Source organism: Roseivirga misakiensis, from assembly GCF_001747105.1.
GTDB lineage: Bacteria > Bacteroidota > Bacteroidia > Cytophagales > Cyclobacteriaceae > Roseivirga > Roseivirga misakiensis.
On record NZ_MDGQ01000005.1, the window covers coordinates 1,041,582 to 1,065,730 of the forward strand.

Annotated in this window: 17 protein-coding genes; 4 read left to right on the forward strand and 13 right to left on the reverse strand. The window is 40.1% G+C overall.

What is annotated here, in order from left to right; translation table 11 throughout:
• Nucleotides 1-220 precede the first annotated feature (220 nt).
• The 4 genes from BFP71_RS12245 to BFP71_RS12260 form a co-directional block, all read right to left on the reverse strand.
• The gene (locus BFP71_RS12245) at nucleotides 221-718 is read right to left on the reverse strand and encodes a ClbS/DfsB family four-helix bundle protein (RefSeq protein WP_069835751.1); all 498 of its coding nucleotides are present in this window, start codon (nucleotides 716-718) and stop codon (nucleotides 221-223) included.
• A 246-nt stretch (nucleotides 719-964) separates the two neighbouring features.
• Nucleotides 965-3,592 carry an ABC transporter permease gene (locus tag BFP71_RS12250; RefSeq protein ID WP_069835752.1) on the reverse strand — a complete coding sequence of 876 codons (2,628 nt, stop codon included), beginning with the start codon at nucleotides 3,590-3,592 and terminating at the stop codon, nucleotides 965-967.
• Nucleotides 3,592-3,921 (reverse strand): PadR family transcriptional regulator, encoded by a 330-nt coding sequence (locus tag BFP71_RS12255; protein WP_069835753.1) that lies wholly within the window; start codon nucleotides 3,919-3,921, stop codon nucleotides 3,592-3,594. The genes BFP71_RS12250 and BFP71_RS12255 overlap by 1 nt, the downstream gene beginning before the upstream one ends.
• 259 nt (nucleotides 3,922-4,180) lie before the next feature.
• Nucleotides 4,181-4,732 (reverse strand): hypothetical protein, encoded by a 552-nt coding sequence (locus BFP71_RS12260; protein ID WP_069835754.1) that lies wholly within the window; start codon nucleotides 4,730-4,732, stop codon nucleotides 4,181-4,183.
• 305 nt (nucleotides 4,733-5,037) lie between these two features.
• Between BFP71_RS12260 and BFP71_RS12265 the strand changes: the two genes are divergently transcribed.
• Complete coding sequence (locus tag BFP71_RS12265; RefSeq protein WP_069835755.1) at nucleotides 5,038-5,676, forward strand: NAD(P)-dependent oxidoreductase; 639 nt, start codon at nucleotides 5,038-5,040, stop codon at nucleotides 5,674-5,676.
• A 164-nt stretch (nucleotides 5,677-5,840) separates the two neighbouring features.
• Here the strand turns inward: BFP71_RS12265 and BFP71_RS12270 are convergent, their stop codons facing one another.
• The 4 genes from BFP71_RS12270 to dnaE all read right to left on the reverse strand — a co-directional run bounded on the left by BFP71_RS12270 (nucleotide 5,841) and on the right by dnaE (nucleotide 12,931).
• On the reverse strand, nucleotides 5,841-6,959 hold the full coding sequence (locus BFP71_RS12270) for a TlpA family protein disulfide reductase (protein ID WP_069835756.1): 1,119 nt from the start codon (nucleotides 6,957-6,959) through the stop codon (nucleotides 5,841-5,843).
• 235 nt (nucleotides 6,960-7,194) lie between these two features.
• Complete coding sequence (locus tag BFP71_RS12275; protein WP_069835757.1) at nucleotides 7,195-7,884, reverse strand: hypothetical protein; 690 nt, start codon at nucleotides 7,882-7,884, stop codon at nucleotides 7,195-7,197.
• A gap of 326 nt (nucleotides 7,885-8,210) precedes the next feature.
• On the reverse strand, nucleotides 8,211-8,540 hold the full coding sequence (gene trxA / locus BFP71_RS12280) for a thioredoxin (protein ID WP_069835758.1): 330 nt from the start codon (nucleotides 8,538-8,540) through the stop codon (nucleotides 8,211-8,213).
• A 98-nt stretch (nucleotides 8,541-8,638) separates the two neighbouring features.
• Entirely contained in the window at nucleotides 8,639-12,931 is a 4,293-nt protein-coding gene (gene dnaE / locus BFP71_RS12285) for a DNA polymerase III subunit alpha (protein ID WP_069835759.1), read from the reverse strand.
• Nucleotides 12,932-13,198: 267 nt separating this feature from the next.
• Here dnaE and BFP71_RS12290 point away from each other — a divergent pair, with 267 nt between their 5' ends.
• Nucleotides 13,199-15,736, forward strand: coding sequence for a M14 family metallopeptidase (locus tag BFP71_RS12290; protein WP_069835760.1), 2,538 nt, complete (start codon nucleotides 13,199-13,201; stop codon nucleotides 15,734-15,736).
• A 15-nt stretch (nucleotides 15,737-15,751) separates the two neighbouring features.
• On the opposite strand, the gene BFP71_RS12295 is transcribed toward BFP71_RS12290, so the two are convergent.
• Complete coding sequence (locus BFP71_RS12295) at nucleotides 15,752-17,002, reverse strand: hypothetical protein (RefSeq protein WP_069835761.1); 1,251 nt, start codon at nucleotides 17,000-17,002, stop codon at nucleotides 15,752-15,754.
• A 128-nt stretch (nucleotides 17,003-17,130) separates the two neighbouring features.
• On the opposite strand from BFP71_RS12295, the gene BFP71_RS12300 reads away from it, so the two are divergent.
• The gene (locus BFP71_RS12300; protein ID WP_069835762.1) at nucleotides 17,131-18,240 is read left to right on the forward strand and encodes a hypothetical protein; all 1,110 of its coding nucleotides are present in this window, start codon (nucleotides 17,131-17,133) and stop codon (nucleotides 18,238-18,240) included.
• Between the two features lie 72 nt (nucleotides 18,241-18,312).
• Here BFP71_RS12300 and BFP71_RS12305 read toward each other — a convergent pair whose 3' ends face one another.
• The 4 genes from BFP71_RS12305 to mtaB all read right to left on the reverse strand — a co-directional run bounded on the left by BFP71_RS12305 (nucleotide 18,313) and on the right by mtaB (nucleotide 21,749).
• The gene (locus BFP71_RS12305) at nucleotides 18,313-18,588 is read right to left on the reverse strand and encodes a hypothetical protein (RefSeq protein ID WP_069835763.1); all 276 of its coding nucleotides are present in this window, start codon (nucleotides 18,586-18,588) and stop codon (nucleotides 18,313-18,315) included.
• A gap of 226 nt (nucleotides 18,589-18,814) precedes the next feature.
• Entirely contained in the window at nucleotides 18,815-19,996 is a 1,182-nt protein-coding gene (locus BFP71_RS12310; protein WP_069835764.1) for a TlpA family protein disulfide reductase, read from the reverse strand.
• Between the two features lie 73 nt (nucleotides 19,997-20,069).
• Nucleotides 20,070-20,348, reverse strand: coding sequence for a hypothetical protein (locus BFP71_RS12315; protein ID WP_069835765.1), 279 nt, complete (start codon nucleotides 20,346-20,348; stop codon nucleotides 20,070-20,072).
• Between the two features lie 78 nt (nucleotides 20,349-20,426).
• Nucleotides 20,427-21,749 (reverse strand): tRNA (N(6)-L-threonylcarbamoyladenosine(37)-C(2))-methylthiotransferase MtaB, encoded by a 1,323-nt coding sequence (gene mtaB, locus BFP71_RS12320; RefSeq protein WP_069835766.1) that lies wholly within the window; start codon nucleotides 21,747-21,749, stop codon nucleotides 20,427-20,429.
• 230 nt (nucleotides 21,750-21,979) lie between these two features.
• Between mtaB and BFP71_RS12325 the strand changes: the two genes are divergently transcribed.
• Nucleotides 21,980-24,142, forward strand: a complete 2,163-nt coding sequence (locus BFP71_RS12325; RefSeq protein WP_069835767.1) for a glutamine synthetase III family protein — start codon at nucleotides 21,980-21,982, stop codon at nucleotides 24,140-24,142.
• The last annotated feature ends 7 nt before the right edge of the window (nucleotides 24,143-24,149 follow it).

Consider the following 24,149-nt stretch of genomic DNA (forward strand, 5'->3'; position numbering starts at 1 on the left):
TAGTGTACAGACTTCAATCAGCAAACCATTATTGTCCCTCAAATAGCTTACTTTTTACCCTCAAGTCATTGTCTTTATCGGTTCTAACTCATGTACTCTAATTACAATGGTTTTTTAAAAGTCTATTTCTATTGTTTCTTTAATAAAGGCTAGCTCTACGCCGAATGGCTTGTCCTTTTACTCGATTTTGTAAATGCGTTTCTGAAATATGAATTTTATATCACTTCATGCCTTTTTTGATGAGTTTGAAAGCCCAATCATAGTGACTGGAAGTATTCGAGATTAGATAAGCGCCAAGAGAGGTTGACCCTGTCCATTTGTACCGTTTTTTTTCAAATAGCTCCTTGTCAGTATGGCTCGATATGATTTGCTGAATTTGTTGATGCGATTGTTGAAAAGACGCTTTAGCTACGTCATATGCCATCTCCTTGTGTTTTTTCCATACTTCGCGATTGAATTCAGGTAGGGTTTTCCAGGTATAGCCTTCGGCAGGCATAGCCGGTTTTTCACCTGCCATACCAGTCTTGTACCAGCCTTGCATAATCAAGTGCCATTCATGCAAGTGGGCTAGAACATCCTTTATGTTTCTGTTTAAAGTTCCAGGGGCGAACTCCGTATTTACTTCATCTGCTGAATAGCTATCAATAAGGTCTAGTAAACGTTTGTAGTTTGCCTCACTGGCAGCTAATAACTCTTGTTTTGAGGTAGGTCTGGGCATATGTCATGGGTTAAATAATCCTCAAGGGCTCAAGCGAGATGGCTTGTACTCATTGAAGTTAAAAACTAAAGAAGAGAAATGCTATGATTATTCTTCCACGGGTTGACTGACATTTGAAAATAAATTAGTAGAAATGATCAAAGCAAATAATGATGCGTTCAACATTCTCGTTGTCCTTAAAAAAAATCACCTAACCGAATCCATCAGAAAATTCGGTTAGGTGATCAATTAAGAGTGGTTATAGGCTTAATCGTCCCTTAGGGTGGTGGCTGGATTTGCTTTTGTAGCCCTCCAGGCTTGCCAACCGATGGTCATTGCACCAATGACTGTCATTGCGAGCGCTGTCATAAAGAAAACGTCTACTCCAAACGAGGTTCTATAAGCAAACTGGTTGAGCCAAACATTATTAGCCATATAAGCCAGTGAGAATCCAATAATGAATGAGATGGTAAGCATAATGCTTAGACTCTTCGATAATAGGAAAATCAAAGTCCTCACACTTGCACCCAGTACTTTACGAATGCTCACTTCTTTCATGCGGATTTGAATCGCATAAGTCGAAATGCCCAAAAGGCCCATACCCGCAATGCTGATACTCAGGATCGCCACTAGCCCAACGATATAGAGAATATCGTAGAAAAGCGCATTGAATTCGTCAATTTCTCCTTGGAAGGTTTTAAGAATGATCTCATGGTTGGGGTCAAATTCATCCCAAACGTCTTCTATGGCCGTGATTTCCTTTACTCTATCAAACCCGGCTATTTTGATTTGAGCTATTCTAAAACCAACTGGATCATATCTAAGCATCATTGGTCCAATATCCATCACGAGCATCATGTAATTGTAGTCTTTTACTACACCCACCACATTATATACAGTGGAGTCATTTTCAATGTAGAACTGTTCTCCAACAGCATCAACTGAGCTTTCAAAGCCAAATTTATCGACCGCGGTTTCATTCAAAATCACTGATTGCTGATTCACGGATGCCGCACTTTTTAGAAAATTTCGACCTGCAATAAGTTCTAATTCAAGACTGCTGATATAGTCTTCATCTACGTCAAAGTAATTTAATGGGAAGGTTTCACCTGTTTTAAGTTTTGCTTCTTCAGAGTATTCCGTACCCATTCCCGGAATATTATTCGTGGCTGTAACGCTTTCTATAAAAGGTAGCTTTTCCAGTTCGGTCTCAAATTTCCTAAAATCCTGCCCTTGCATATGTACATTCAGGATATTCTCTTTTGTAAAGCCATAATCTTTTTCGACCATAAATTTGATCTGCTTGTAGACCAAAACAGAGGAAACAATCAGCACAATAGAGATTACAAACTGTGTCACAATGAGCGCTTTTCTCAAGCTAAGCCTAGAAAGTTTTGTGTTTGAAACAGAGTTTTTCATGGCTTGTATCGGTTTGAAGGAAGCCAGATATAGCGATGGAAAGATGCCCGTGATTAGTCCGAGTAGAACACTAAAAGCAAAGAATTGAAGATAAGCTTTTGGGTCTGGTCTCAATTCCCATTCTAAAAGAGCGCTCATTTGTAAGTTTTCAAAAGCCGGGATTAAAAACTGTAATAAGCCGATCGCCACGCAAAGTGAAAGAACAGATACTAAGATTGATTCGACAATGAACTGAATGGTAAGTTGAGTCTTTTTGGCCCCCATAACCTTCCGTACACCAACTTCTTTGGTACGCGTAAGTGCTCTTGCAGCCGATAGATTTGTGTAATTGAAGGTGGCGCAGATGATAATGAGTATGGCCAGAACACCTAAACCTATGACAAAGAAATTAGGCATGCCTGCACCGATTTGGTTACCATAGAGTGGGCCAGGGGTGATCTTAGACATCTTTTGTATTTCAAATTCTTTGCGCTCATCTGAATCCGCCTCATAGTGTTCTTTTTCGGCTTCAGTTAAATAGGCTTGGAGCCCTTCGATAGAATAGCCATCTCTCAACTTAAAATAAATCCATGACTCACTTGCGTTGTTCCAATTTCCTAATGAAGAACCTAATACCTTTCGCTTTTCAAGATTCGCTAGACTCGACATGGAAACGAGCGATTCAAACTTAATATGGGTCTTACCTGGGAACTCTTTCAGTACGCCAGTGACTTGATATACTCCGTATTTACCCACCTCAATGCTCTGGCCCATGGGGTCTTGATCTTTAAAGAGTTTTTCTGCAATATCTTTTTTCAGAACAATGGAATTGGGTTCGCTCAATGCGGTTTTAGGATTTCCTCTTTCCAACTCAAAGCTGAAGAGTTCGAAAAATGATGGTTCTGTGAAGTAACCTTGTAGCGCAATGGCTTTACCATTTTGAATAATGTCGCCGAAAAAGCCCCGTCTGAAAGTGACCATGTGTTCGAAGCCCGCAAACTTGTCATGCATTTCCTCACCTAAAGGCATCGGTACAGTGGCAATGGGGATATTCAGATCGTTTCGATCGTTATGCGTAAATCTATAGGTTTTGTCGCTATTGACTTGCCAGTTGTCATAGCTAAGCTGATCGTTGATCATGAGTATAATGACTAAGCAAACAGCCATGGAAACGGAAAGTCCTAAGACGTTAATGGCCGTGAAAGACCGGTTTTTGATAAGGTTTCTAAAACCTACCTTGAAGTAATTATTGAGTATTGACATGTTGTTAAAATATTTAGATTGACCTGATTTCTTTAGCGTGTGTCTATTGATAAATCGGATAACATCGAACCAAAATTTCCTTTTTGCTTTTCGCGCACCGAACTGTTCCACATTATCGTCGAAGCGCTCATATAGATCTCCGAGAATGGAGTCATATAGGGCAGGCTGACAATACCATTCGAAAAATCTTTCTGCGGATTTTGGTGGGTCGATATAGTTTTTGTCTTGATTCACTAACCAATGTCTAAGACAAATTTTGGGATCATGTTCCAGATGTGATTTCTAGCTTCGCGGGTTTCTTTCAAAGCAGATTTACCTTGTGCCGTTATGATAAATACGCGTTTTCTACGTCCGCGTCGATTGCCTTCTGCATCGCCAATTTTTGACGAAACGAACCCTTTTTCTTCCAACCGATACAGCGCAGTGTGAACACTACTCATGGTTACAGAACGTTCTAGCTCTTTTTCAATCGCTTTAGTCACAGAAAGTCCATAAGCTTCTTCGTGCTGTGCGGCGACGAGCATGAGGACGATTTCTTCAAATTCTCCGAGTTTACTATTCATTTTTTTACCCTTTTGTAAAACAATTATGGCAGAATTAGCCGAAGGCTACAAGGCTTCGGCTATTTAATTTTACCTAATTGTAAAACAATTGTTTCATATAAGACTAAAAGACCGATAGAAATGTTGCAAGTCAAGCTGAAAAAAAAGAGATGGGGGGGAGAGTAGCATCAAATCTCTGTTTGATAAAACCAATGAAATGCCATTGTGAAAACCTATAGAAAGTTTTCAGTAATGGAAATGCTAATAGGGTCTGACAATTTTAAGCCGATTTCCTGGATTCAAAGCGATTAACCAAAAAGTCAGTCACTTTGTGGGCTCGAGTTAGGAATAGCACACCGACTATAATTTGTATAAATGAGAATAGGCTAAAGTTGTAGTCATTACTTTTTGTGATAGTAGTACTGGGGTCCTCTCCCGTAATATAACCTGTAGTAGTCGCAGTATTAAAATTGAACTTCAATTCAGTAGCATGTGCTCCGCCCATTGCAATAAGGATGCCTCCGATGACTATAACCGTGATAAAGACTCTTTGGTCGAAAGGCAGTGAGTGCTTTTCAAATTCACTTTCATCCATTCCCAAAAACTTTAAAAATTGATCAATTCTGAAAAATACTAGGGCTGTGAACAACAGAAACATCAGTGATGTCAAAAAGTTAGTGAAGAGGACTAGGTAAACACTGCCGCTCATTTGCCCGGAGAAAGTTGGTGCTGCCAATATGCCCACAAATACAATGAATGTAACAATGCCTCTCCAAAGTGTATATAGTCCAATGGCTCTCAGAATTACTTTCAGAAGTCTATAGGTGCTCATGTATTGGTTTGTTATTTGTGAAGATTAAATATAGTAATATCTATATTAAGGTCTGGCTTTTCGTTTGATTAAGTAATTGTCTTGAGGCAGCGTACTAAAAAGAACCACCTGATTAGTGCATTTATTTGTCTGATTCATTAGTCATTGACTGTTGTACTCATCGCCACTATTTTCTAATTTTGCAGTATTAAAATCTCTTTATAAAACATCCGTCCAATGGCGTAAAGCCATCAGGCTTTTTGCCTAAAAGCTCCCTGATCTAGTGGAGTGTTATCATATCTATTATTAAGTTTTATAAAGAACAAATGAAGCAAATCATAAAAATTGCCATTTTAGGTGGTAATGGTAGAACTGGAAAATTTCTAGTGAACCAATTATTAAATCAAGGATTTAGTTTAAAACTCCTGATCCGAGATCCCAATAAATTTTCAGTCAATAATCCTTTAATTGATATCGTCGCAGGTGACGCGCTTGACGAAGATAAAGTTGATACACTTATTGAAGGCTGTCAAGCCGTGATGGGTACGATGAGTCAGCGGGAGGGAGAACCTTTGCTATCTAGCACAGCTACTCGATATATTTTGAAGGCAATGTTGAAATATGAGGTTAAGCGATATATCGTATTGGCCGGAATTAACATTGATACACCTTTTGATCAAAAGGATATACGGTCGCGGATGGCTACCGAGTTTATGAAAGCGAATTACCCAGTGCCTCATGCAGACAAACAAAAATCGTATGCTATTCTGGCCGAGAGTTCAATAGATTGGACTTTCGTGCGGGTGCCGTTGATTGACTTTGATGCAGCTATTACTCCTATAACTATCAATTTAGAGAACTGTATAGGTGATAAAATAAGTGCGGCGAGTATTGCTGCTTTTATGATAGACCAGCTTACTAAAGATGACTTTATTCGTCAAGCGCCGTTTATTTCAAATGCTTAAGGATTAGACTGGCGAGGATGTTCATATTCCTCTTACTAATAACCCAATAAAAAAGCCTTGATGAGATAATCATCAAGGCTTTTACCTTTTTTGCTAAGGTTCATGTGTTAATTGCGTTCTCTTGTTTGTTGGCGACTATAATTCATCAATCGCTCGTTTCGCTATCAGTTTTGATCAATGATTTCAAGTAACTTTTCGGGATCGGGGTTGATGGCCAGAATCTTTCCGTTTTTATCAATAAGAAACTGTGCACCGCCAGAATTTGCAATGCCATATTTTTCCCAAATTTTATCGTTGTTGGCTACTTCTATGTAGTTTTTCCAGGGGTATTTGAATCTACTAATTGCCTTTTTAGCTTTGGCGGCTTCATCAATTCCACCTACTACTCCTACAATTTGTATGTCTTTAGAAAGGCTAGAATATTTCTCCTTTAGGATTAGACTTTTCTTGATACAGGGACCACACCAAGGTGACCATAAATCCAAAATGGTATATTTTTTCTGATCAATGACTTCCGATAGTTTTTGAGTTTTTTCTTTTCCATCATCAAGTAAAATATCAATGTAATCATATCCTACTTTGATACTCGATAACGCGGTGTAAAGGTTATAAGCACGTTCTGTAAGCGGGTGATCGGGTAATTTTCTCAAGTAAAATTCCTGGTAAGATTCAAATAGACTTGAGGGAATCATCATTTGATCGGCACTTTGTAATAAAAAGACATACTCATTCAGGCCTAGAATACTCTTATCATTTAGAAAATAGTCGTAGTGAAATGCCAGGGCTTCTTTATTCAAAGAGTCTAATCTTACTTTTAGTTTATTGAATTTCTCAGTGCCCTTTTCATATTGAAACAATTCACCGTAAATCTCATTGCCTTTTTGTGCAAACTGCTGCGAGAATTCTTCCTGATATTGCTTTTTTCTAATAGCCATTTCGTCACCCTTTATCACATTCTTCTGATATTCTTGCATAGGGAATAACTCAAACTCTATGGTAGGACTGGTAGGGAAAAAATTAATGGGCCGCCAGCTTCCTTTGTTTAGATCACTTTTATAGACAATAGCGTACTCTTCGACGTCTTCATAGCGAAGGTTGAAACTGAATTCTTGTCCGGCACTAACAGGTATTTCTACGCCATTATACCGCATATCCTCATGTGATTTGGCTAAGATGAGCGTGTCAGCGACAATGTTTTTGATATAACCTTTTAGTTCTGTTGTATGCTGTCCAAATGCATTCAGGCTGGCTAGTAATAGGCTAAGTACAATAGTCTTTTTCATGGTTGTCTTTTTAAAAGTTGAAGAGGGTGCACATACTTTTAAATGAGCATACCTTCCAATTCATCGGTGGGATAGAATACTCAAATAAGAGTAGTCATATTCCAAGGTCATTCGGCTTTGGTTATTTAATTATCCAAGCGCTATTTATTTAGATGCGGAAATCAAAGAACGAGTTACACCTTCAGCACGAAAGTTCACCTTTAAATTGACGTGCCACTTTTAATACATTGATTACCTATAGTTTGAGCTCTTCTTTCAGGTTCTTTAAATCTTTTAACGCTTCTCCTTTTAGTAGCCAAGCACCTGCAAATAGTATAAGCATGACTACTTCTACCCAAAAGACAAAACGCACACCTGCTTTTTCAGGGAAGAATTTTAGTGTGACACCTGCAAATACTAAAGTGGCCAATATGCCATAGCCACATGCGGAGTAAATCAGGTTTCTTAGTTTTTTTCCAGGTGCTGTAAGATCGCCTTGAGTAAACTGCCGTATGGACATAATGGCCATACAGATAAAGAAGATAACCGCACTGCCAAAATGGATGCCACCAATGGGCAAGAAACCGAAGAGCATATCACTTTCTAAAACTAGGATAGGGGTTGTTTTGAGGCCTGGTACTCCTGCCTCGAAAGGAGTAGGAAAGATGGCGACAAAGGCTATGGCAACACCACCGATGCTGGTAATGGCATTGTCTAACCAATCATAGCCCTTGTAAGAGAGTAGAAAAACACCAATCAGCATTAGTAAGCTGGTAAATATGATGCCAGCAACCGAATAGTAATAATGGCTGATCGAGGGCAAATTAGAATTGGAAACTATTGGAAGAAGAATAGGAAGCAAGGCACCAAAGGTGCCAATCCATTTCCTGATGCGGTAATAACTGAGATTAGTGTTAGTACCAATGTTTGGGTTGGTTGAAGACATAATCGATCTTTTTTCTAATTTCAAGGAAGTCCATAAAAGCCGCAATACCAACTTTTGGGGATAGCAGTACTCGGATTGCCTACTACCGTTTTAGTAATAAGAGATCCACGCTACGCGCCTTCAAAAAGTACATAAGACCAAGAAAGACCTAAACTAGTTAGAGAATAAATGAATCTATCCAGTATCAACGATGTCCCGAGCGCAGGTGCCAAGAAATAGTTGAAGAATGATCAGTTTGGAGCTAAAACCCCTCTTGATGTCACTCCTTAGCACAAAAAAAGCCTTGATGTGTGGACACCAAGGCTTTAGCATAATTTTGAATTAGATTAAGCGCCGATTGCTTCGTCTAATTTTCCTGTTAATACGTTTTTTGGAACAGCTCCAATTACGCTGTCCACCACTTCACCATTTTTAAAGTAAAGTAGGGCAGGAATTGATCTAATTCCGTATTTGATAGAAATGTCTTGGTTCGCATCAACGTCAACTTTCCCCACTACGGCATTGTCACCATATTCTCCTGCAATCTCTTCTACAACTGGTCCTACCATTCTACAAGGGCCACACCATGCTGCCCAAAAATCTACTAAAACCGGTTTGTCAGACTTCAATACTAATTCCTCGAAGTTGCTCTCATTAATCTCTAATGCGTTTGCCATTTCTTTTTTATTTATTCTTAATTCCTTTTTTCTGTTTCAAAGACAACAAAACTAAATAAAAAGTTCCGAAGATAAATCGTTGTCTCGGGATATAACTATTAAGCAGTAATGAGGTTTGCAGAATCTGAGAATTCCTTCAAACCATTAATCAACTCGTTGCTTGGGCTGATCTTAATTTTTCGAGCGAACAACTCTACTTTTAGGTTTTCACCGCGATCGACTAGCTCAATTTTTAAATCCGTTTCGCCAGGATGCTCATTGGTCAGTCGTGTGATATTTTCTATCATTTCCTGATCCACCATTTTGGCATCTATTTTCACTCTTACTCCTTTCCCTCTTTTTTCTCGGAGTTCACTCAAAAGCGCAATACTATGTGTTTGCAATTCCCAATCTTCTGGGCTAGGGTTAATGCTCGGATTCTCTTTTATTTCCTTTTTCTTCCGCCAATTAATCTCTACTCGACCTGTAATGTGCAAAAACTCACCAGGCCTTAAATATTGGGCATGGTTGATATATTTTTCACCTAAAAGGAATAGTTCAACAGATCCATTATAGTCTTCCACGTTAACTACGCCATAGGGCTTGCCATTTTTGGTTTGCCCCATTCTAACACCATTTACAATGCCCCCGATGGAAATGTCTTGGTTTGGAAACTTATTGATGTCATTGATCGGTTTACAGAAGCTTTCAAGTTCTATTTCAAATTGATCAAGCGGATGTCCCGAAATATAGAAACCTACGATTTCTTTCTCCCTCTTTAATTTTTCCATTTGAGTAAATGGCTCCATATCTGCCACACGAGGTAACGGCGTAGCGACAGCACTATCACCACCAAACAGAGAAACTTGTGCCGCATCTTTCTCAGCTTGTTTCGCGTTTGCGTAGCGAATGACTTTTTCGATCAAGGTTTGTTCGCCTTCAGGAGACCATAAGTATTGTCTTCGGTGGTACTGCTCAAAACAATCAAAACCTCCCGCTTGTGCAAGGGATTCGAAGTTTCGCTTATTTACTGTTCTTAGGTTAATTCTTTCAGCAAACTCAAAAACATTTGGATATGGCCCGTTTTCTTTACGTTCGCGGATTATTTCTTCAATCGCTGCTTCACCAGCACCTTTTACAGCACCCATTCCAAATCGGATTTCGCCTTTTTGGTTTACAGTAAATTTGTAGTTCGATTCATTAACATCTGGCCCTAAAACTGGAACCCCCATTCGCTGGCATTCTTCCATAAAGAAAGTCACCTGCTTAATGTCATTCATATTATTACTCAATACCGACGCCATATATTCTGCCGGATAATGGGCTTTTAAATAGGCGGTTTGAAAAGCAACGTAAGCATAACAAGTTGAATGTGATTTGTTGAATGCGTAAGAGGCAAAAGCTTCCCAGTCTCTCCAGATTTTCTCAAGTTTATCCTCCGCATGACCCTTTGCCTTGGCTTGATCCACAAACTTGGGCTTCATTTTATCAAGCACCTGTCGCTGCTTTTTACCCATGGCCTTACGCAGCACATCGGCTTCACCTTTCGTGAAATCAGCGAGCTTTTGCGAAAGCAACATCACTTGCTCTTGGTACACTGTAATACCATAAGTTTCGGCAAGATATTCCTCCATATCAGCCAAGTCATAAGTGATTGGTTCATCACCATGCTTTCTACGAATAAAGGATGGGATATATTCCAACGGCCCTGGACGATAGAGTGCGTTCATTGCAATTAAATCTGCAAACTCCGTCGGCTTTAATTCCTTCATGTATTTCTGCATACCAGCAGATTCGTATTGGAATATGCCGACAGTTTCACCGCGTTGGAATAGCTCGTAAGTCTTAGTGTCGTCTAAAGGAAAATCATCAGGCACTAGATCGATATCATGACGCTCTTTTACGTTTTTAACAGCATCCTTGATCAGTGTGAGCGTCTTTAGCCCCAAGAAGTCCATCTTGAGTAGCCCAGCATCTTCTACTACGGCATTATCAAACTGCGTACACCACATGTCTGAGTCTTTGGCCGTGGCCACAGGGGCAAAATTGGTGATGTCATCTGGCGTGATAATGACACCGCAAGCATGGATACCGACGTTCCTGACCGATCCTTCAAGAACGCGTGCTTGGTTAATTACTTTTGATTCAGGACTTGAACCATTAGCAATATTTTTGAGCTCGTTGGCTAAAGGAATTTGTTCTGATCGAATCTTCGCTTTTAGTTCTTGATCGCTTAGCGAAAAGAGCTTGGCCAGCTTAATATCAGGAACCAGTTTGGCGATTCTATCGGCATCGGGTAGGGGCAATTCCATCACACGAGAGGTGTCTCGGATCGACGATTTTGCCGCCATGGTACCATAGGTAATGATTTGAGCCACTTGGTTCTTACCGTATTTCTCAATCACATAGTCGATTACCTTTTGGCGCCCTTCATCGTCGAAGTCGATGTCAATATCTGGTAATGAAACCCTATCTGGATTCAAGAAACGCTCAAAAAGTAGATCGTACTTAATGGGGTCAACATTGGTGATGTTAATACAATACGCAACTACTGATCCTGCCGCAGAACCTCGACCTGGCCCAACAGAAACTCCCATTTCTGTCGCCTTATTGGTGAAGTCTTGAACAATCAAGAAGTAGCCAGGGTAACCAGTATTTTCTATGGTAGCCAATTCAAAATCCAGTCGTTCAGTAATTTCGTCGGTAATTTCACCGTAACGTCTTTTGGCACCTTCATAAGTTAGGTGCCTTAAAAAAGCGTTTTCACCTCGTTTGCCGCCATCTACGTGGTCTTCAGGATGGACAAATTCTTCTGGGATTTCATATTTAGGGAGAAGTACATCTCTGGCGAGTTCATAAGTCTCAACCTTCTCGACAATTTCGTTGATGTTCGCAATGGCTTCGGGTATATCGGAGAAGAGTTTCTTCATCTCAGCTTGAGATTTCATGTAAAACTCATCGTTAGGAAAGCCATAACGGAATTCTCTGCCACGCTTACCGATATATTTTTTAGGCTTATTGACAGATTCTGCGTCTTTTACACACAAGAGAACGTCATGTGCCTCTGACTGCTCTTTTCGGGTGTAATATGTATTATTTGACGCGATGTATTTGACACTGTGTTTTTGGCAAAGCTGTAGTAGAATTTGATTGACATGATCTTCTTCTGGTAAACCATGTCGGTTGATTTCGGCATAAAAGTCATCCCCAAAGTGCTCTTTCCACCATAGAAAGGCTTCTTCGGCCTGAGTTTCTCCAACATTTAAAATTTTGTAAGCTACTTCGCCCCAGAGCGCTCCTGAAGTGATAATAAGATCGTCTTTAAATGCTAAAAGGTCATTTTTATCAATTCTAGGCACATAATAGAAACCATCAGTAAAGGCAATCGAAGATAATTTGACCAGATTGTGATATCCATTTTTGTTTTTGGCCAAAATGACCGTCTGAAAGCCATTATCTTGGACTTTCTTGTTATGCCGATCGGCGCATACATTGAATTCACACCCGACAATTGGTTTGATTTCAGCAGCTAGGGCAGCTCTTACAAATTGGAACGCACCCATCATGTTTCCATGATCCGTTAGGGCTACAGCTGGCATTCCCATTTCTTGGGCAGCACCTACTATGCCGGGAATATCGGAGATGGCTTGTAAGATGGAAAATTGCGAATGTACATGAAGATGAGAAAACGGAACATCTTCCAGTGAGGCCAAGGCATCGCGATCGATTTTTGCGGCACCCGCTCCAGTTTTTTGACTTTCTGCCTGAGCAAAGTTAGCGGCATCTAATTCAGGTGCTTCATAATTAATGTCGGCCAGTTTTACACCTTCCGCAGGCGGAATCACGCTTTCTTTTAGTAGCCCGAAGAAACATTTGGCAGTAGCGTCTACGTCATAAGCAGCATCGTGGGCATCGGCAAAAGGAACTCCGAAAAGTTTAGTGTGAAGTTCGGTAAGCGTAGGCCATTTAAACTGACCACCTCTACCACCAGGAATAGCACAAAAATTAGTAGAGACGAGCTTAGTATCGAGCGGCTCAAGTGGCTCGAGTTCATTGGTAAGTTCTGCCCTTAAATATTCAGAACCAACTATGTTGTAGTCAAACTCAATGTTGTGACCAATTCCTTTGGTCGCCTGATCAATATCTTTCTTGAAAATGGCTAGAACTTCCTTTATATCAAGGCCTTCGGCTTGGGCGCGTTCAGTAGTAATTCCGTGAATTTGAACTGCGTTATAAGGAATGGTAAAACCATCAGGCTTAACGATTAGGTTCTGGGCAGAGACCAAATCTCCGTTGGTATCATGGAGTTGCCAAGCGATCTGAACTAGGCGGGGCCAGTTCTCAAAGTCGGTGAGGGGTGCATTATAATTCTGCGGTAAACCGGTGGTTTCCGTGTCAAATATAAGATACATAAATACTTAGCTCGAAAAGTTGATAGATTGCCTCAAAGCAATCATCTAAAATAAGCAAAAGGTGCTTCTTGGAGAAGCAGATGAGCACTAATTAATCAAGGAATTTTATCGGTCTATCAACACTCGTTTTTGCTAGCCGTCTAACCGAATTGTAACCCGTCAATGGATTGAAAAACTTCCTATAAATCGCTATTCTTTCATTCATCCGAAAAGGAGGTATTTGCTTGTGCTTTATGTTTATATTCAAGACAACCTTTAAAAGCACAAATGAAAAAATCTATTCTAACACTCACCTGTTTTTTTGCTTTAATCGCTACACAGGTATTCGCTCAAACCCCTCATCCGAGAGAGACTTTTGGATTTGAAGTAGGGGCTGATTATAAATTGGCCGACTATGATCAAATGCTCACTTACTACGATAAGTTAGCGGCAGCCACGGATCGAGTTCAAATGATTGAAATTGGTAAATCTGTCATGGGCCGACCGATCAAATTGCTCTTTATCTCTAGTGAAGAGAATATGAAGCAGCTGGAAAGGTGGAGAGAGATAAGTGAGAAACTATCTAGGGCAGAAATTTCTGAGGAAGAGGCAAGGCGCCTGTCCAAGGAAGGCAAGGCGATAGTTTGGATAGATGGAGGAATGCATGCAACAGAACGTGCCCATGCTCAAATGACTTCGGAACTGATGTGGAAAATCGCTTCTGAAGAGTCTGACGAAATGAAGGCTATTCGTGATAATGTAATCACGCTAATGGTGCCTGTAACTAACCCCGATGGTGTCGATATCGTAGTGGATTGGTACCGCCAAAATGTGGGTACAACTTTTGAAACTACTGGCCCACCGATCTTGTATCAAAAATATGTTGGGCACGATAATAACCGTGACTGGTTTATGAATAACATGCCTGAAACTAGGGCGTTAACCACCATTTTACATAAAAAGTGGTATCCTCAAATTGTGCACAATCATCACCAAACGGCACCACGTTGGGCAATGATTTTCTTGCCACCTTTTAGAAGCCCAGTTAACCCAAGGATTCACCCAGGCGTTACCACGGGCGTCAACCTTGTCGGTACGGCTATGGCCAATCGTTTTGCTATGAAAAAGATGCCGGGTGTTATATCTGGCACATCATTTAGTATGTTTTGGAACGGTGGAATGCGTACTGCGCCTTATTACCACAACCAGATCGGTATTCTGACAGAAGTCGCTCAGCCAAGTCCTAAGCCCACTTTCTACGACCCTGCTAAAAAGCCAGCGACAGTAGGTGGAACAGCTTCCAATGGCACTGAAATTTTCTATCCATACCCTTTTGAGGGCGGCGAGGTTAAATTTAGAGATGCAGTGGATTATATGATTACTGCATCAATGGCCATACTAGATTTGGCATCGGATAAGCGCGATGAATTCCTCTATAATATCTACAGCATGGGTAAGGATGCTATTGAAGATGAGGATGGTGCTTTTGCTTACGTGATTCCGAAAGATCAATGGAACCCAAGCGAGGCGGTTAATTTGACGAATGTTTTAATTCAAGGTGGACTAAAAGCGCACAAAGCTACAGCGGCCTTTACGGCCAATGGAAAGTCTTATGAGGCTGGTTCGATAGTCTTTTATGGGGCACAGCCTTACCGACCTTTCCTTGAGGATCTTATGGAAAAACAAGATTACCCTGATCAATTCCTTTACCCTGGCGGGCCACCTCAGCCACCATATGATTTAGCAGGTTGGACACTTCCAATGCAAATGGGTGTTTCTGTAGATAGAATTGAATCCGATTTTAGCGCACAAACAGATGAGATTACGGAAGATCTTTCTTTTGAGGAAGGTACTATTTCTGGAAATGGTCGATATGGTTATGTGTTTTCCAATAAAGACAACCAGAGTGCTACTGCCGTAAATAGGCTACAAAGAATGGGATATGCCGTTAGTCTAATGACAACTGACCAAGGTGACCTTCATGCTGGTTCTTTTATGGTGAGAAATAAAAGAGGTTTACAGACACAAGTTGAGTCTTTAGCCAAAACATTAGGCCTTGATTTTGTCGGTATAAATAAGAAACCTAGTGCTACCCTTAAGGCATTAAAGAAAATTAAGCTTGGTATATATAAATCTTGGCAAGCCAATATGGATGAGGGCTGGAGTAGATGGATGCTCGAGCAATTCGAGTTTGACCTAGATACACTTCATAATGAAGATATCAAGACAGGAGATTTGTCTCAATATACCGCGATCATTATGCCTTCTCAGAGCCCTAATGGCATATTAAATGGCCATAGAAAAGGAAGAATGCCAGAGAAGTTTGTTGGTGGAATAGGTAAAGAAGGAGTTTCTGCCCTAGATGACTATGCCAAAGCTGGCGGAGCCTTAATCTTCTATGATAATGCCAGTGATTTTGCTATTCAGCAATTTAAACTTCCAGTAAAAAATGTAACCAGTGGTTTACGACCAAACGACTTCTTTATTCCAGGTTCATTGATTAGAACGAATGTAGATGTAAATCATAGATTGGGTTTTGGTATGATGGAAGAAGTAGCCGCATCCTTCAATAGAAGCCGTGGATTTAAAATGGAAGATGGAGCCACGGGTGTGACCGAAATTGCTCAATACGCATCTGATGACTTGTTGATGAGTGGTTGGGCTTTAGGAGAAGAAAATCATTTAGCCAATACTTCTGCAATGATGCATGTGGCACATGGCGAAGGAGATCTCGTGTTATTTGCTTTTAGACCACAGTTTAGAGGTCAACCTAGAGGAACCTATAAGCTGATATTTAACGCGATTTATCTAGGTGCCGAACGATAGCATTCTGGAAGTGAGTTATTCGAAATCCTCACGATAAACGATTTCTTTATTGTTGGAAAGCCGGAGATAATCAATTTCTCCGGCACCTTCAAACCTTACTTTGAACCCTACAATCGGGCCAATATCAGCCACATTTTCTTTCGTTAGTACAAGCTCACTATTTAAGTAATATTCGGCCTTACCATTGCTTACCTGAAGCTTCAACTCTTGCCAATCCGATCCTTCAATTCCAAATACTGAGTGATCGTTTTCCTTTCCTGAAAAGGTTTTACCACCAGTTATTAAGCTCAAGTTGCTCGAGCAGCCAGGAATAGAGAGAGGCGTTAAGAAAACGCTTTCGCTGCCATGTACAAGGAGTTGCACGTTTTTACAAACTCCATTACTCTTGTTGTAGGTGTTTTTAAATCTGATTTCGTATGTAAAATTCTGACTACTAACCTCGGGGAGTTCGTCGAAATAGTGATAAGTCAATATGCGACCAGAAGCTCGTTTTTCCTGATGAAGTTCTTCCACTAATTCTGGTAGAATGTTCAACTTTCCATCTGTCAGGACTTCACCATAGTATAGGTAGCGTGGTTGTTTACCGTCACCTTGTATTGTTGCCATCCAACCCTCGGTGCCAACTTTCAGGGCTTTCTCTTTGACGATAGATCCGTTAGCGATCAGTTTAGCTTGAAAAAAGCCTGGATAATAGTAAATGCCAGTCGCCTCAGTACCATCTGGTTTAATTTCAAAGGTCAGGTCGTCGTTCCAGGATTGCTGGATTGCCGCGCTGTCTATATTGCTTTCACCAAAACTATAATTGAAAACCACGGAATTGGGTAGGCCAATGGCCACGGGACTTACATCAAATTGGATATTATCTATATCAATAAAGTCCGACTTAAATGTGGTTCTCGAAATTGCTAGTAATCCACTGGTTAAAACCACCAGGATAGCGATAAGGACTATCTGCTTCTTCCTACTCGAACTAGCTTTTATCGTAGTTGCTTGCTTGCTGGGTTTCTGATCATTTTTTAATTCACTCCAATTTTCATATCCAATGAATTTAGATAGTGCATTGAGGGTAGAAATACTTGGTTCACTAGCATAACTCACTTTGCCCCAAACTCGCTTCAGGGTGGTTACGCTTAGTTGTATGTTCGTCTCCTCAAAAATCCGCTGACTTAAAAGGGCAAAATCTTGGTTTTGCCATAAGTCGCTCGAAGCCCAGCCGAGCTTTTGTTCGATTCTGAGTAAGCAATATGATAAGAGTTCGTGATTCATGATTAGATACAAATGTAATTACTCCTTTCACTTGAATTGGGTTGCACGGCTTTGAACAGACTTGAATAGGCTCTAGGTCAACTTGTATCATGAATTAGTCGTGTCTTGCCAAGAAAACTGAGAATATCATGAAGAATAGAAACTTACTTATTTGTCTTTTAATAGCCTTCCAGACTTTGGCCTTAAGTGCTCAAGAATTGCTCCTGACAGCTGAAAACTGGGACGTGAAAGGTGCAGGTCATGTCTTTGAAATGTTTGAAGGTAAACAGAGCCTTTATTTGTTTAATGGTGTTGCAGAACTGAAAGATAAAGTCTCTTTTAAGACGGGAATCATCGAATATGAAATTTTTGTTACAGAACGTCGTGGGTTTCCTGGTATACACTTTCGGATAGCCGATGATCAGAATTATGAGGAGTTTTATATTAGACCTCATCAATCAGGGAATCCTGATGCCAACCAGTATACACCAGTGTTTAATGGCTTGAGCGGTTGGCAACTCTATTATGGCGCTGGTCACGCGGCAAGTATTTCTTACCAAATGAATGCTTGGAACCGAATAAAAATTGTGATAGCCGAACAGGAAGCAGAAGTTTTCATCAATGATATGGAAACGCCTCTTTTATACATTCCAGAATTGAAACGAACTCCACGGGCAGGTTCAATTAGGCTGTCTGGTGGAGGCCCCTCACCATTCCATTTTGCTAACGTGAAACTGAAAGCCATAGCGAATCCTCAACTGAAAAGTAAGTCCAATACGGCAACCGAGGCACCAGCTGGTATTATAGAGTCATGGCTAGTATCTAATAGTTTCCCAGAAGAATCGCTTGATTCTAAGTTTAGCCTAGATAAAAGAGATTTTAAGAAGTTAGAATGGACTAAGCAGGCTTCTGAAAAGAGGGGGCTTTTAAATTTAGCTAGGTCAGCAGTTAACGAGAATGGTAATAATACCGTGTTTGCGAAAGTAACCGTGAAATCTGATAAAGAACAGGTAAAAGCTTTGCATTACGGGTTTAGTGATCGCGTGAAAATCTTTCTGAATGGAAAGCTGCTCGTTAGCGGCAATGATGGATTTAGAACTAGAGATTATAGATTTCTTGGAACAATGGGTATGTATGCTACGGTGTATTTACCATTGAAAAAAGGGGAGAACGAATTGTGGATTGCGGTATCTGAAGACTTTGGCGGTTGGGGTTTAATGGCCGCCTTTAAAGATAAATTAGGAGTGATAGTAGATTAGATTCCTTATTCAAAAAAACGGGAGACAGTAATGTCTCCCGTTTTTAGTTTAATCAAGTGTGTTTATTGTGTTCTAGGCAATTAGCAGTAATATCACTTTGGCTGCTAAAAATGAAACCACTAAGGTTAAAAGGCTTATTTTTCTTTCCATGGCATTATCTTTTTTGAGCCATGCCTTGAATTGTTTTCGCTTACTTTTTGAAGGCTCCTGAATCGCTAGTTCTATGTCAGAATTCTGAAATCTGCGAACTGCACTACCTTGTAGAAAAGGCCTGCCTTTTCTTGAGTTTAGAAGGGACTGATTGGCGTTGTGGGTACCGAATGCTCCTGTTGAATTGACTCCTATCATAACTTTATATTTTAGTTTGCGATTACTATCAAATTATACGTGAAATGATATGAGAAGTTTCGTTTTTGAAAGTAATTATTAATAATACAATAGTAATACTATTAATATGTTTTCAAGTGTCTGATATTGAATTGATTAATTCAAATTCCAAATGTGTGTTTTTAGCAAGTTTCGCGACTAAAACCTAGATTTATGTACCTCTTTGCTTCAAATTTGCTCTAACAGTTTACAGTATATCTTTTATTGCCTTTTCAATCTCCGCTTCCGTTTCTCCTTCTTTAAAACCATGGATGATTTTACGGATTTTTCTGTCACTGTCAAGAATCATAAATGTTGGGAATAGTTCGGCTCGATATTCCTTGAAAACCGCTCTTTTGGTTAAGAAAACATGGTAAGAGGCAGCGTTCCTTTTGAGGTAACTACTTAGGCTTTTCTTTTCCGAGTTTTGATATAAACTCACGAAGTCAAAATTGTTCTTATCGAAGCGATTACCAAGGTCATTTAAAAATGGAATCGACAGCTTACAAGGGCCGCAATACATACTCGTGAAGTTGAGCATGTAGACTTTGCTACTGGCCTCCGTAGAGCTCCTAGGTTGACCTTTTAAATCGACGGCATCCCAAGGCTGAGCAATGGAATTAATCAAATTGTCTGAGGAGAACTTATTGGCGCTCCCTCGTTTGGGCATGTCTTGCGGAATATAGTTTGATATGCTGAAGTTATCGATGTTCAAATTGTTAGTTTGGATTTGCTCGATTGACTCTGCCATTGCATTATCGCCTAGCGTTCTCTGAAACTGGAAGGGGAGTCCAGATTTCTTATTTATCCAAAGGATGTATTCGGAGACAAAGCCTTCATTTGAGCCAAGTTGAGTGATATGAATTGGAAGCATACCTACAAATTCTATTCTTTCGTTGTAAATAGAAATCTTCAACTTGGTAGCGTCTTTTAAATCAGTTTTTTGAATAACGAGGCTGTCACTAGTATTCAGTACGTAATTAATGATCGCCTTGGCTCTAGCAAAAAAAGGAGGTACTACCACGCGGTATGGCCATCTGCTTTTGGTAAAATCACTCGTTTCATAATGATACTCCTCCCAATCGACTCTAGCCTTTATGGTGCCATCATAGGCGTTATCCATCCTAGTAGTATCATCTAGGTGAAGTTTGGCAAAAGCTGCCCCAACAGAGGTGTCAGATGGAAGGTTGTATTCTTTTGTAAGCCTCTTGTATTCTCTTTGTCGTACGGTGTCATCAGGATAAACCGTGTAGTGCGACTGAACATATGACGCTGATTCTATCGCTTCTAATCGTTCAAGAACCTTGGATAGAAGTCCTTTTTCTTGCGACACATTACTGATGTCAGTAAACACAAGGAAAAGCAAACTGGTAAGGAGCAACTTTTTCATAGGTTGAAGTATCGATACTTGAGTTTCCTCTCCTTTTCCGATGGGAGGAATCTCGTTCTTGAGTTTCTAAAGACTACATCAATAACATATAGAGTGTGCAAGAAACTATAATTGTCAATGCAACGACCAAGACTGTTTGCTGCTGTTCAGTTTTACGATATAGCTGTATAGATTCCTTTATTTCATTTCTTTGGTTCCGATCAAGTTTTTCAGTCGAGATGATTGGCTGGCGCGGTCCTCTTAGCAATCGAGTCTGAACTGTTTCAAAGGCATAGGTTCTTTGCGTTGTGCCGTTGCCGAAAGACATCATCATATTTGGTACTCTTAATCCACCTTTTCTCATGGTTTTCATCTTTGGTTGACTTAATATAATAAAAATCAACTAAAAAAATAGTTCAATCTCGAAAAAAGTTGATAATTGGGTAGGAGGCTATTCGTGTGTTTCGAAAACTGGAGATGGTTCTTCTACAGAAACGGTACCATTCTCATTAATGTCTGCTAATGTTAAAGTTTTCAGTTCGTTGACCAGCATTGGGTCATATTTAGCAGATACGCGGACATAATTCTCGGTAAAACCGTGCATCATTCCATTATCTACATCATCTTCAAAAAGCACCGTTTTTGTCTTACCGAGTTGCGACGCATAAAACTGCCTTCTTTTTTTCTCTGATAAGATCCTGAGCATCTTAGACCGTTCCTGTCTTGTTTTCAATGGTACCGCGTTATCCATTTCAGCGGCGGTGGTATTGGCCCTTTCAGAATAAGTGAAAACGTGGAGGTAAGAGATATTTAACTCATTTAGGAAATTGTAAGTGTCTAAAAAGTCATCTTGAGTTTCACCAGGAAATCCCACAATTACATCAACACCTATGCAACAATTCGGCATTAATTGCTTGATTTTATTCACTCGGTCCTCGTATAGTTCTCGAAGATATCTCCTGCGCATGGCGCGAAGGATCTTGTTGTTACCTGATTGTAGTGGGATATGAAAATGAGGAACAAACCTTTCTGATTCGCTCACATATTCAATTACCTCATTCGTTAGAAGATTTGGTTCTATCGAAGAAATACGAATGCGGTCGATCCTTTTCACTTTATCTATGGCTTTGACCAGGTCGATAAATCGCTCCTCACGCTTTCCATCAACAATTCCAAAATCACCGATGTTAACACCCGTCAAAACAACTTCCTTTACATCCGTTTTGGAAATCTCCTCAGCTGAATTAATAATATTTTCAATGGTGTCGCTACGGCTTTTTCCCCTAGCTAAAGGAATAGTACAGAAAGCACAATGATAATTGCACCCGTCTTGAACCTTTAAGAAAGTCCTTGTCCGATCGTTTATAGAGTAAGCATTGTTAAAAGACTTAGCTTCTTTGATTTCGGAAGCCAAAACCTGAGTGCTTTCGGGTTTGACAAAACCATCCAATAGCTCCAGAAGTCTAAATTTTTCTGCGGCACCTAGCACAGCATCGACACCCGGTATTTCAGAAATCTCTTTCGGTTTTAACTGAGCATAGCACCCAATGATGGTTACATATCCATTCGGGTTAATCTTCTGTGCTTCCTTTACGATCTTTTTACACTTCTTATCCGCGTTTTCGGTAACACTACAGGTGTTAATTATGAATATGTCTGGAGTTTCTGAAAACCCGACCTTTTGATAGCCCTTTTCCTCAAAACCTCGTGCAATTGTAGAAGTTTCGGAGAAGTTGAGCTTGCAGCCTAATGTGTAAAAAGCAACTTTTTTCATCTCGCTAATTAGAGGGTGCAAAGGTAGGTATTTTTACCCCTTTTTGTATGTGAACTCTATTCTTTGACAAGAAATCGAAAAAATTAGGCAGGAACATCTGTTTTGAGGGTCATTTTGAGTCGAAAAACGTAAAAGTGATTTTTTTGACAATAAAAATGAGGTCATTTTGATTATAAAAACGTAAAAGTGTTAGTTTTGCCTTTGAAAATAAATCGAAAAACCAACAAGTTATGTCCAATCAACGCCAGCGCGCACTAGACGTAGTTCAAAAAAGAACCACGGATAGGGTAAATGCTCCATCAGATAAGATTTCTGATTTCTTTGCGGCCGATGTTTTTGATATGAACAAGATGCGTTCTGCTCTTGCTCCTGAAACATTCAGCAAGGTTCAAAGTGCCATTAATAAAGGAAAGAAAATTGACGTAGAGACTGCTAACCAAATAGCCTCTGCTGTTAAAACTTGGGCCTTATCAAAAGGTATCACGCACTATACTCACTGGTTTCAACCGCTCACTGGTTCTACAGCAGAAAAGCACGACTCGTTTTTTAATGCACAGAAAGGTGTTGAGATTCTAAAAGGTTCCGCATTAATTCAGCAAGAACCAGATGCATCATCATTTCCAAATGGTGGAATAAGATCTACTTTCGAAGCAAGAGGTTATACAGCTTGGGATCCAAGTTCTCCGATTTTCATCTGGGGACGTACTCTTTGTATTCCAACAGTATTCGTTTCTTACACGGGAGAGGCGTTAGATTATAAAACTCCTTTACTTAAAGCTTCAGACGCTATTAATAAAACAGCGACTAAGGTTTGCCAAATGTTCGACAGAAATGTCAATGGTATGAGCATATCCTTAGGTTGTGAGCAAGAGTATTTCGTGATTGACAGAGCTTTATATAATGCGCGTCCTGACTTGGTCATGGCTGGAAGAACTGTTTTCGGTCACCACCCTGCAAGAGGGCAGCAGTTAGACGATCACTACTTCGGTTCTATCCCAAGTCGTGTCTATAATTACATGAAAGACTTCGAGATCGAGTGTCTTAAACTTGGTATTCCAGTATCGACTCGTCACAATGAAGTGGCTCCTTCTCAGTTCGAAGTGGCTCCTTTGTTCGAAGATATTAATGTAGCGACAGATCATAATTCATTAATGATGGATGTGATGGATCGCGTGGCAGAACGTCACTCACTAAAAGTACTTTTCCATGAAAAACCGTTCGCAGGTTTAAATGGAAGTGGAAAGCATAACAATTGGTCTTTGATCACGTCAACTGGTGTTAATGTATTTCAACCAAGCTCAAGTGCAAAAGAGAACCTTCAGTTCTTGACTTTCTTGGTTAATACGATCAAAGCTATCCATGACAATGCAGGTTTATTAAGAGCAAGTATAGCTTCTGCGGGTAACGATCACAGATTAGGCGCTAACGAAGCACCACCAGCAATCATGTCTGTTTTCCTTGGTTCTCAGTTAACAGCTGTGCTTGATGCACTTGAAAATAACGGCGATCTACAGGTGGACAAAGGTGATAACATGTATATGAAATTAGGTATCGATAAGATTCCTGAAATCATACTGGACAATACGGATCGAAATAGAACTTCGCCTTTCGCCTTTACTGGAAATAAATTTGAGTTTAGAGCTGTAGGTTCTGACCAAAATGTTGCTGAGCCTATGACGGTACTTAACCTGATTGTTGCAAAACAACTTAAAGAATTCCACGAAAATGTGACACAACGCATTGAGAAGGGAGAAGATAAGAAAATCGCTATTGTCAATGAATTAAGAGGTTATATCAAGGCTTCTAAAGCAATACGTTTTGAAGGCGATGGTTATTCTCAGGATTGGGAAACTGAAGCGGAGAAAAGAGGTTTGCCGAATGTTAAGCAATCTGCTCGTGCTTTGGATGCCTACGTAACGGATGATGCAAAAGCTCTTTTCGAAGATTTCAATGTAATGAGTGCTCTTGAGCTTGAAGCTAGAAACGAGATTCAGCATGAGAACTACATCATGAAGCTGCAAATCGAGGCTCGATTGATCAGTGAATTGGGTATGACTCAAGTGGTTCCTGCGGCTATCAGGTATCAAAGTAAATTGATGGCAAATGGAAGTGCCTTGAAGGATTTTGGTCTTGATAATAGTCACGTGAAAACTATATTAGAAAAAGTGAATGGCCACATCAATACTATTCAAACTCAGGTGGTAGAAATGAATAAGGAGAGAGGTGAGGTGAATAAAATCGAGAATACTCGAGATAGAGCTATTGCTTACAGTGATAGAATCAAAGGCAAATATTTCGATGCTATCAGAGTAGCGGTTGATAAACTTGAGTTGCTCTTAGATGATGAAGATTGGCCTTTATTGAAATATAGAGAAATGCTCTTCTTGAGATAAATCTTAA

What these genes read in the sequence shown, in the direction of transcription:
- BFP71_RS12245 (WP_069835751.1), bottom strand. Translation starts at nt 718, where the DNA reads ATGCCCAGACCTACCTCAAAACAAGAGTTATTAGCTGCCAGTGAGGCA.
- BFP71_RS12255 (WP_069835753.1), bottom strand. Translation starts at nt 3,921, where the DNA reads ATGAATAGTAAACTCGGAGAATTTGAAGAAATCGTCCTCATGCTCGTC.
- BFP71_RS12260 (WP_069835754.1), bottom strand. Translation starts at nt 4,732, where the DNA reads ATGAGCACCTATAGACTTCTGAAAGTAATTCTGAGAGCCATTGGACTA.
- BFP71_RS12265 (WP_069835755.1), top strand. Translation starts at nt 5,038, where the DNA reads ATGAAGCAAATCATAAAAATTGCCATTTTAGGTGGTAATGGTAGAACT.
- BFP71_RS12270 (WP_069835756.1), bottom strand. Translation starts at nt 6,959, where the DNA reads ATGAAAAAGACTATTGTACTTAGCCTATTACTAGCCAGCCTGAATGCA.
- BFP71_RS12275 (WP_069835757.1), bottom strand. Translation starts at nt 7,884, where the DNA reads ATGTCTTCAACCAACCCAAACATTGGTACTAACACTAATCTCAGTTAT.
- trxA (WP_069835758.1), bottom strand. Translation starts at nt 8,540, where the DNA reads ATGGCAAACGCATTAGAGATTAATGAGAGCAACTTCGAGGAATTAGTA.
- dnaE (WP_069835759.1), bottom strand. Translation starts at nt 12,931, where the DNA reads ATGTATCTTATATTTGACACGGAAACCACCGGTTTACCGCAGAATTAT.
- BFP71_RS12290 (WP_069835760.1), top strand. Translation starts at nt 13,199, where the DNA reads ATGAAAAAATCTATTCTAACACTCACCTGTTTTTTTGCTTTAATCGCT.
- BFP71_RS12295 (WP_069835761.1), bottom strand. Translation starts at nt 17,002, where the DNA reads ATGAATCACGAACTCTTATCATATTGCTTACTCAGAATCGAACAAAAG.
- BFP71_RS12300 (WP_069835762.1), top strand. Translation starts at nt 17,131, where the DNA reads ATGAAGAATAGAAACTTACTTATTTGTCTTTTAATAGCCTTCCAGACT.
- BFP71_RS12305 (WP_069835763.1), bottom strand. Translation starts at nt 18,588, where the DNA reads ATGATAGGAGTCAATTCAACAGGAGCATTCGGTACCCACAACGCCAAT.
- BFP71_RS12310 (WP_069835764.1), bottom strand. Translation starts at nt 19,996, where the DNA reads ATGAAAAAGTTGCTCCTTACCAGTTTGCTTTTCCTTGTGTTTACTGAC.
- BFP71_RS12315 (WP_069835765.1), bottom strand. Translation starts at nt 20,348, where the DNA reads ATGAAAACCATGAGAAAAGGTGGATTAAGAGTACCAAATATGATGATG.
- mtaB (WP_069835766.1), bottom strand. Translation starts at nt 21,749, where the DNA reads ATGAAAAAAGTTGCTTTTTACACATTAGGCTGCAAGCTCAACTTCTCC.
- BFP71_RS12325 (WP_069835767.1), top strand. Translation starts at nt 21,980, where the DNA reads ATGTCCAATCAACGCCAGCGCGCACTAGACGTAGTTCAAAAAAGAACC.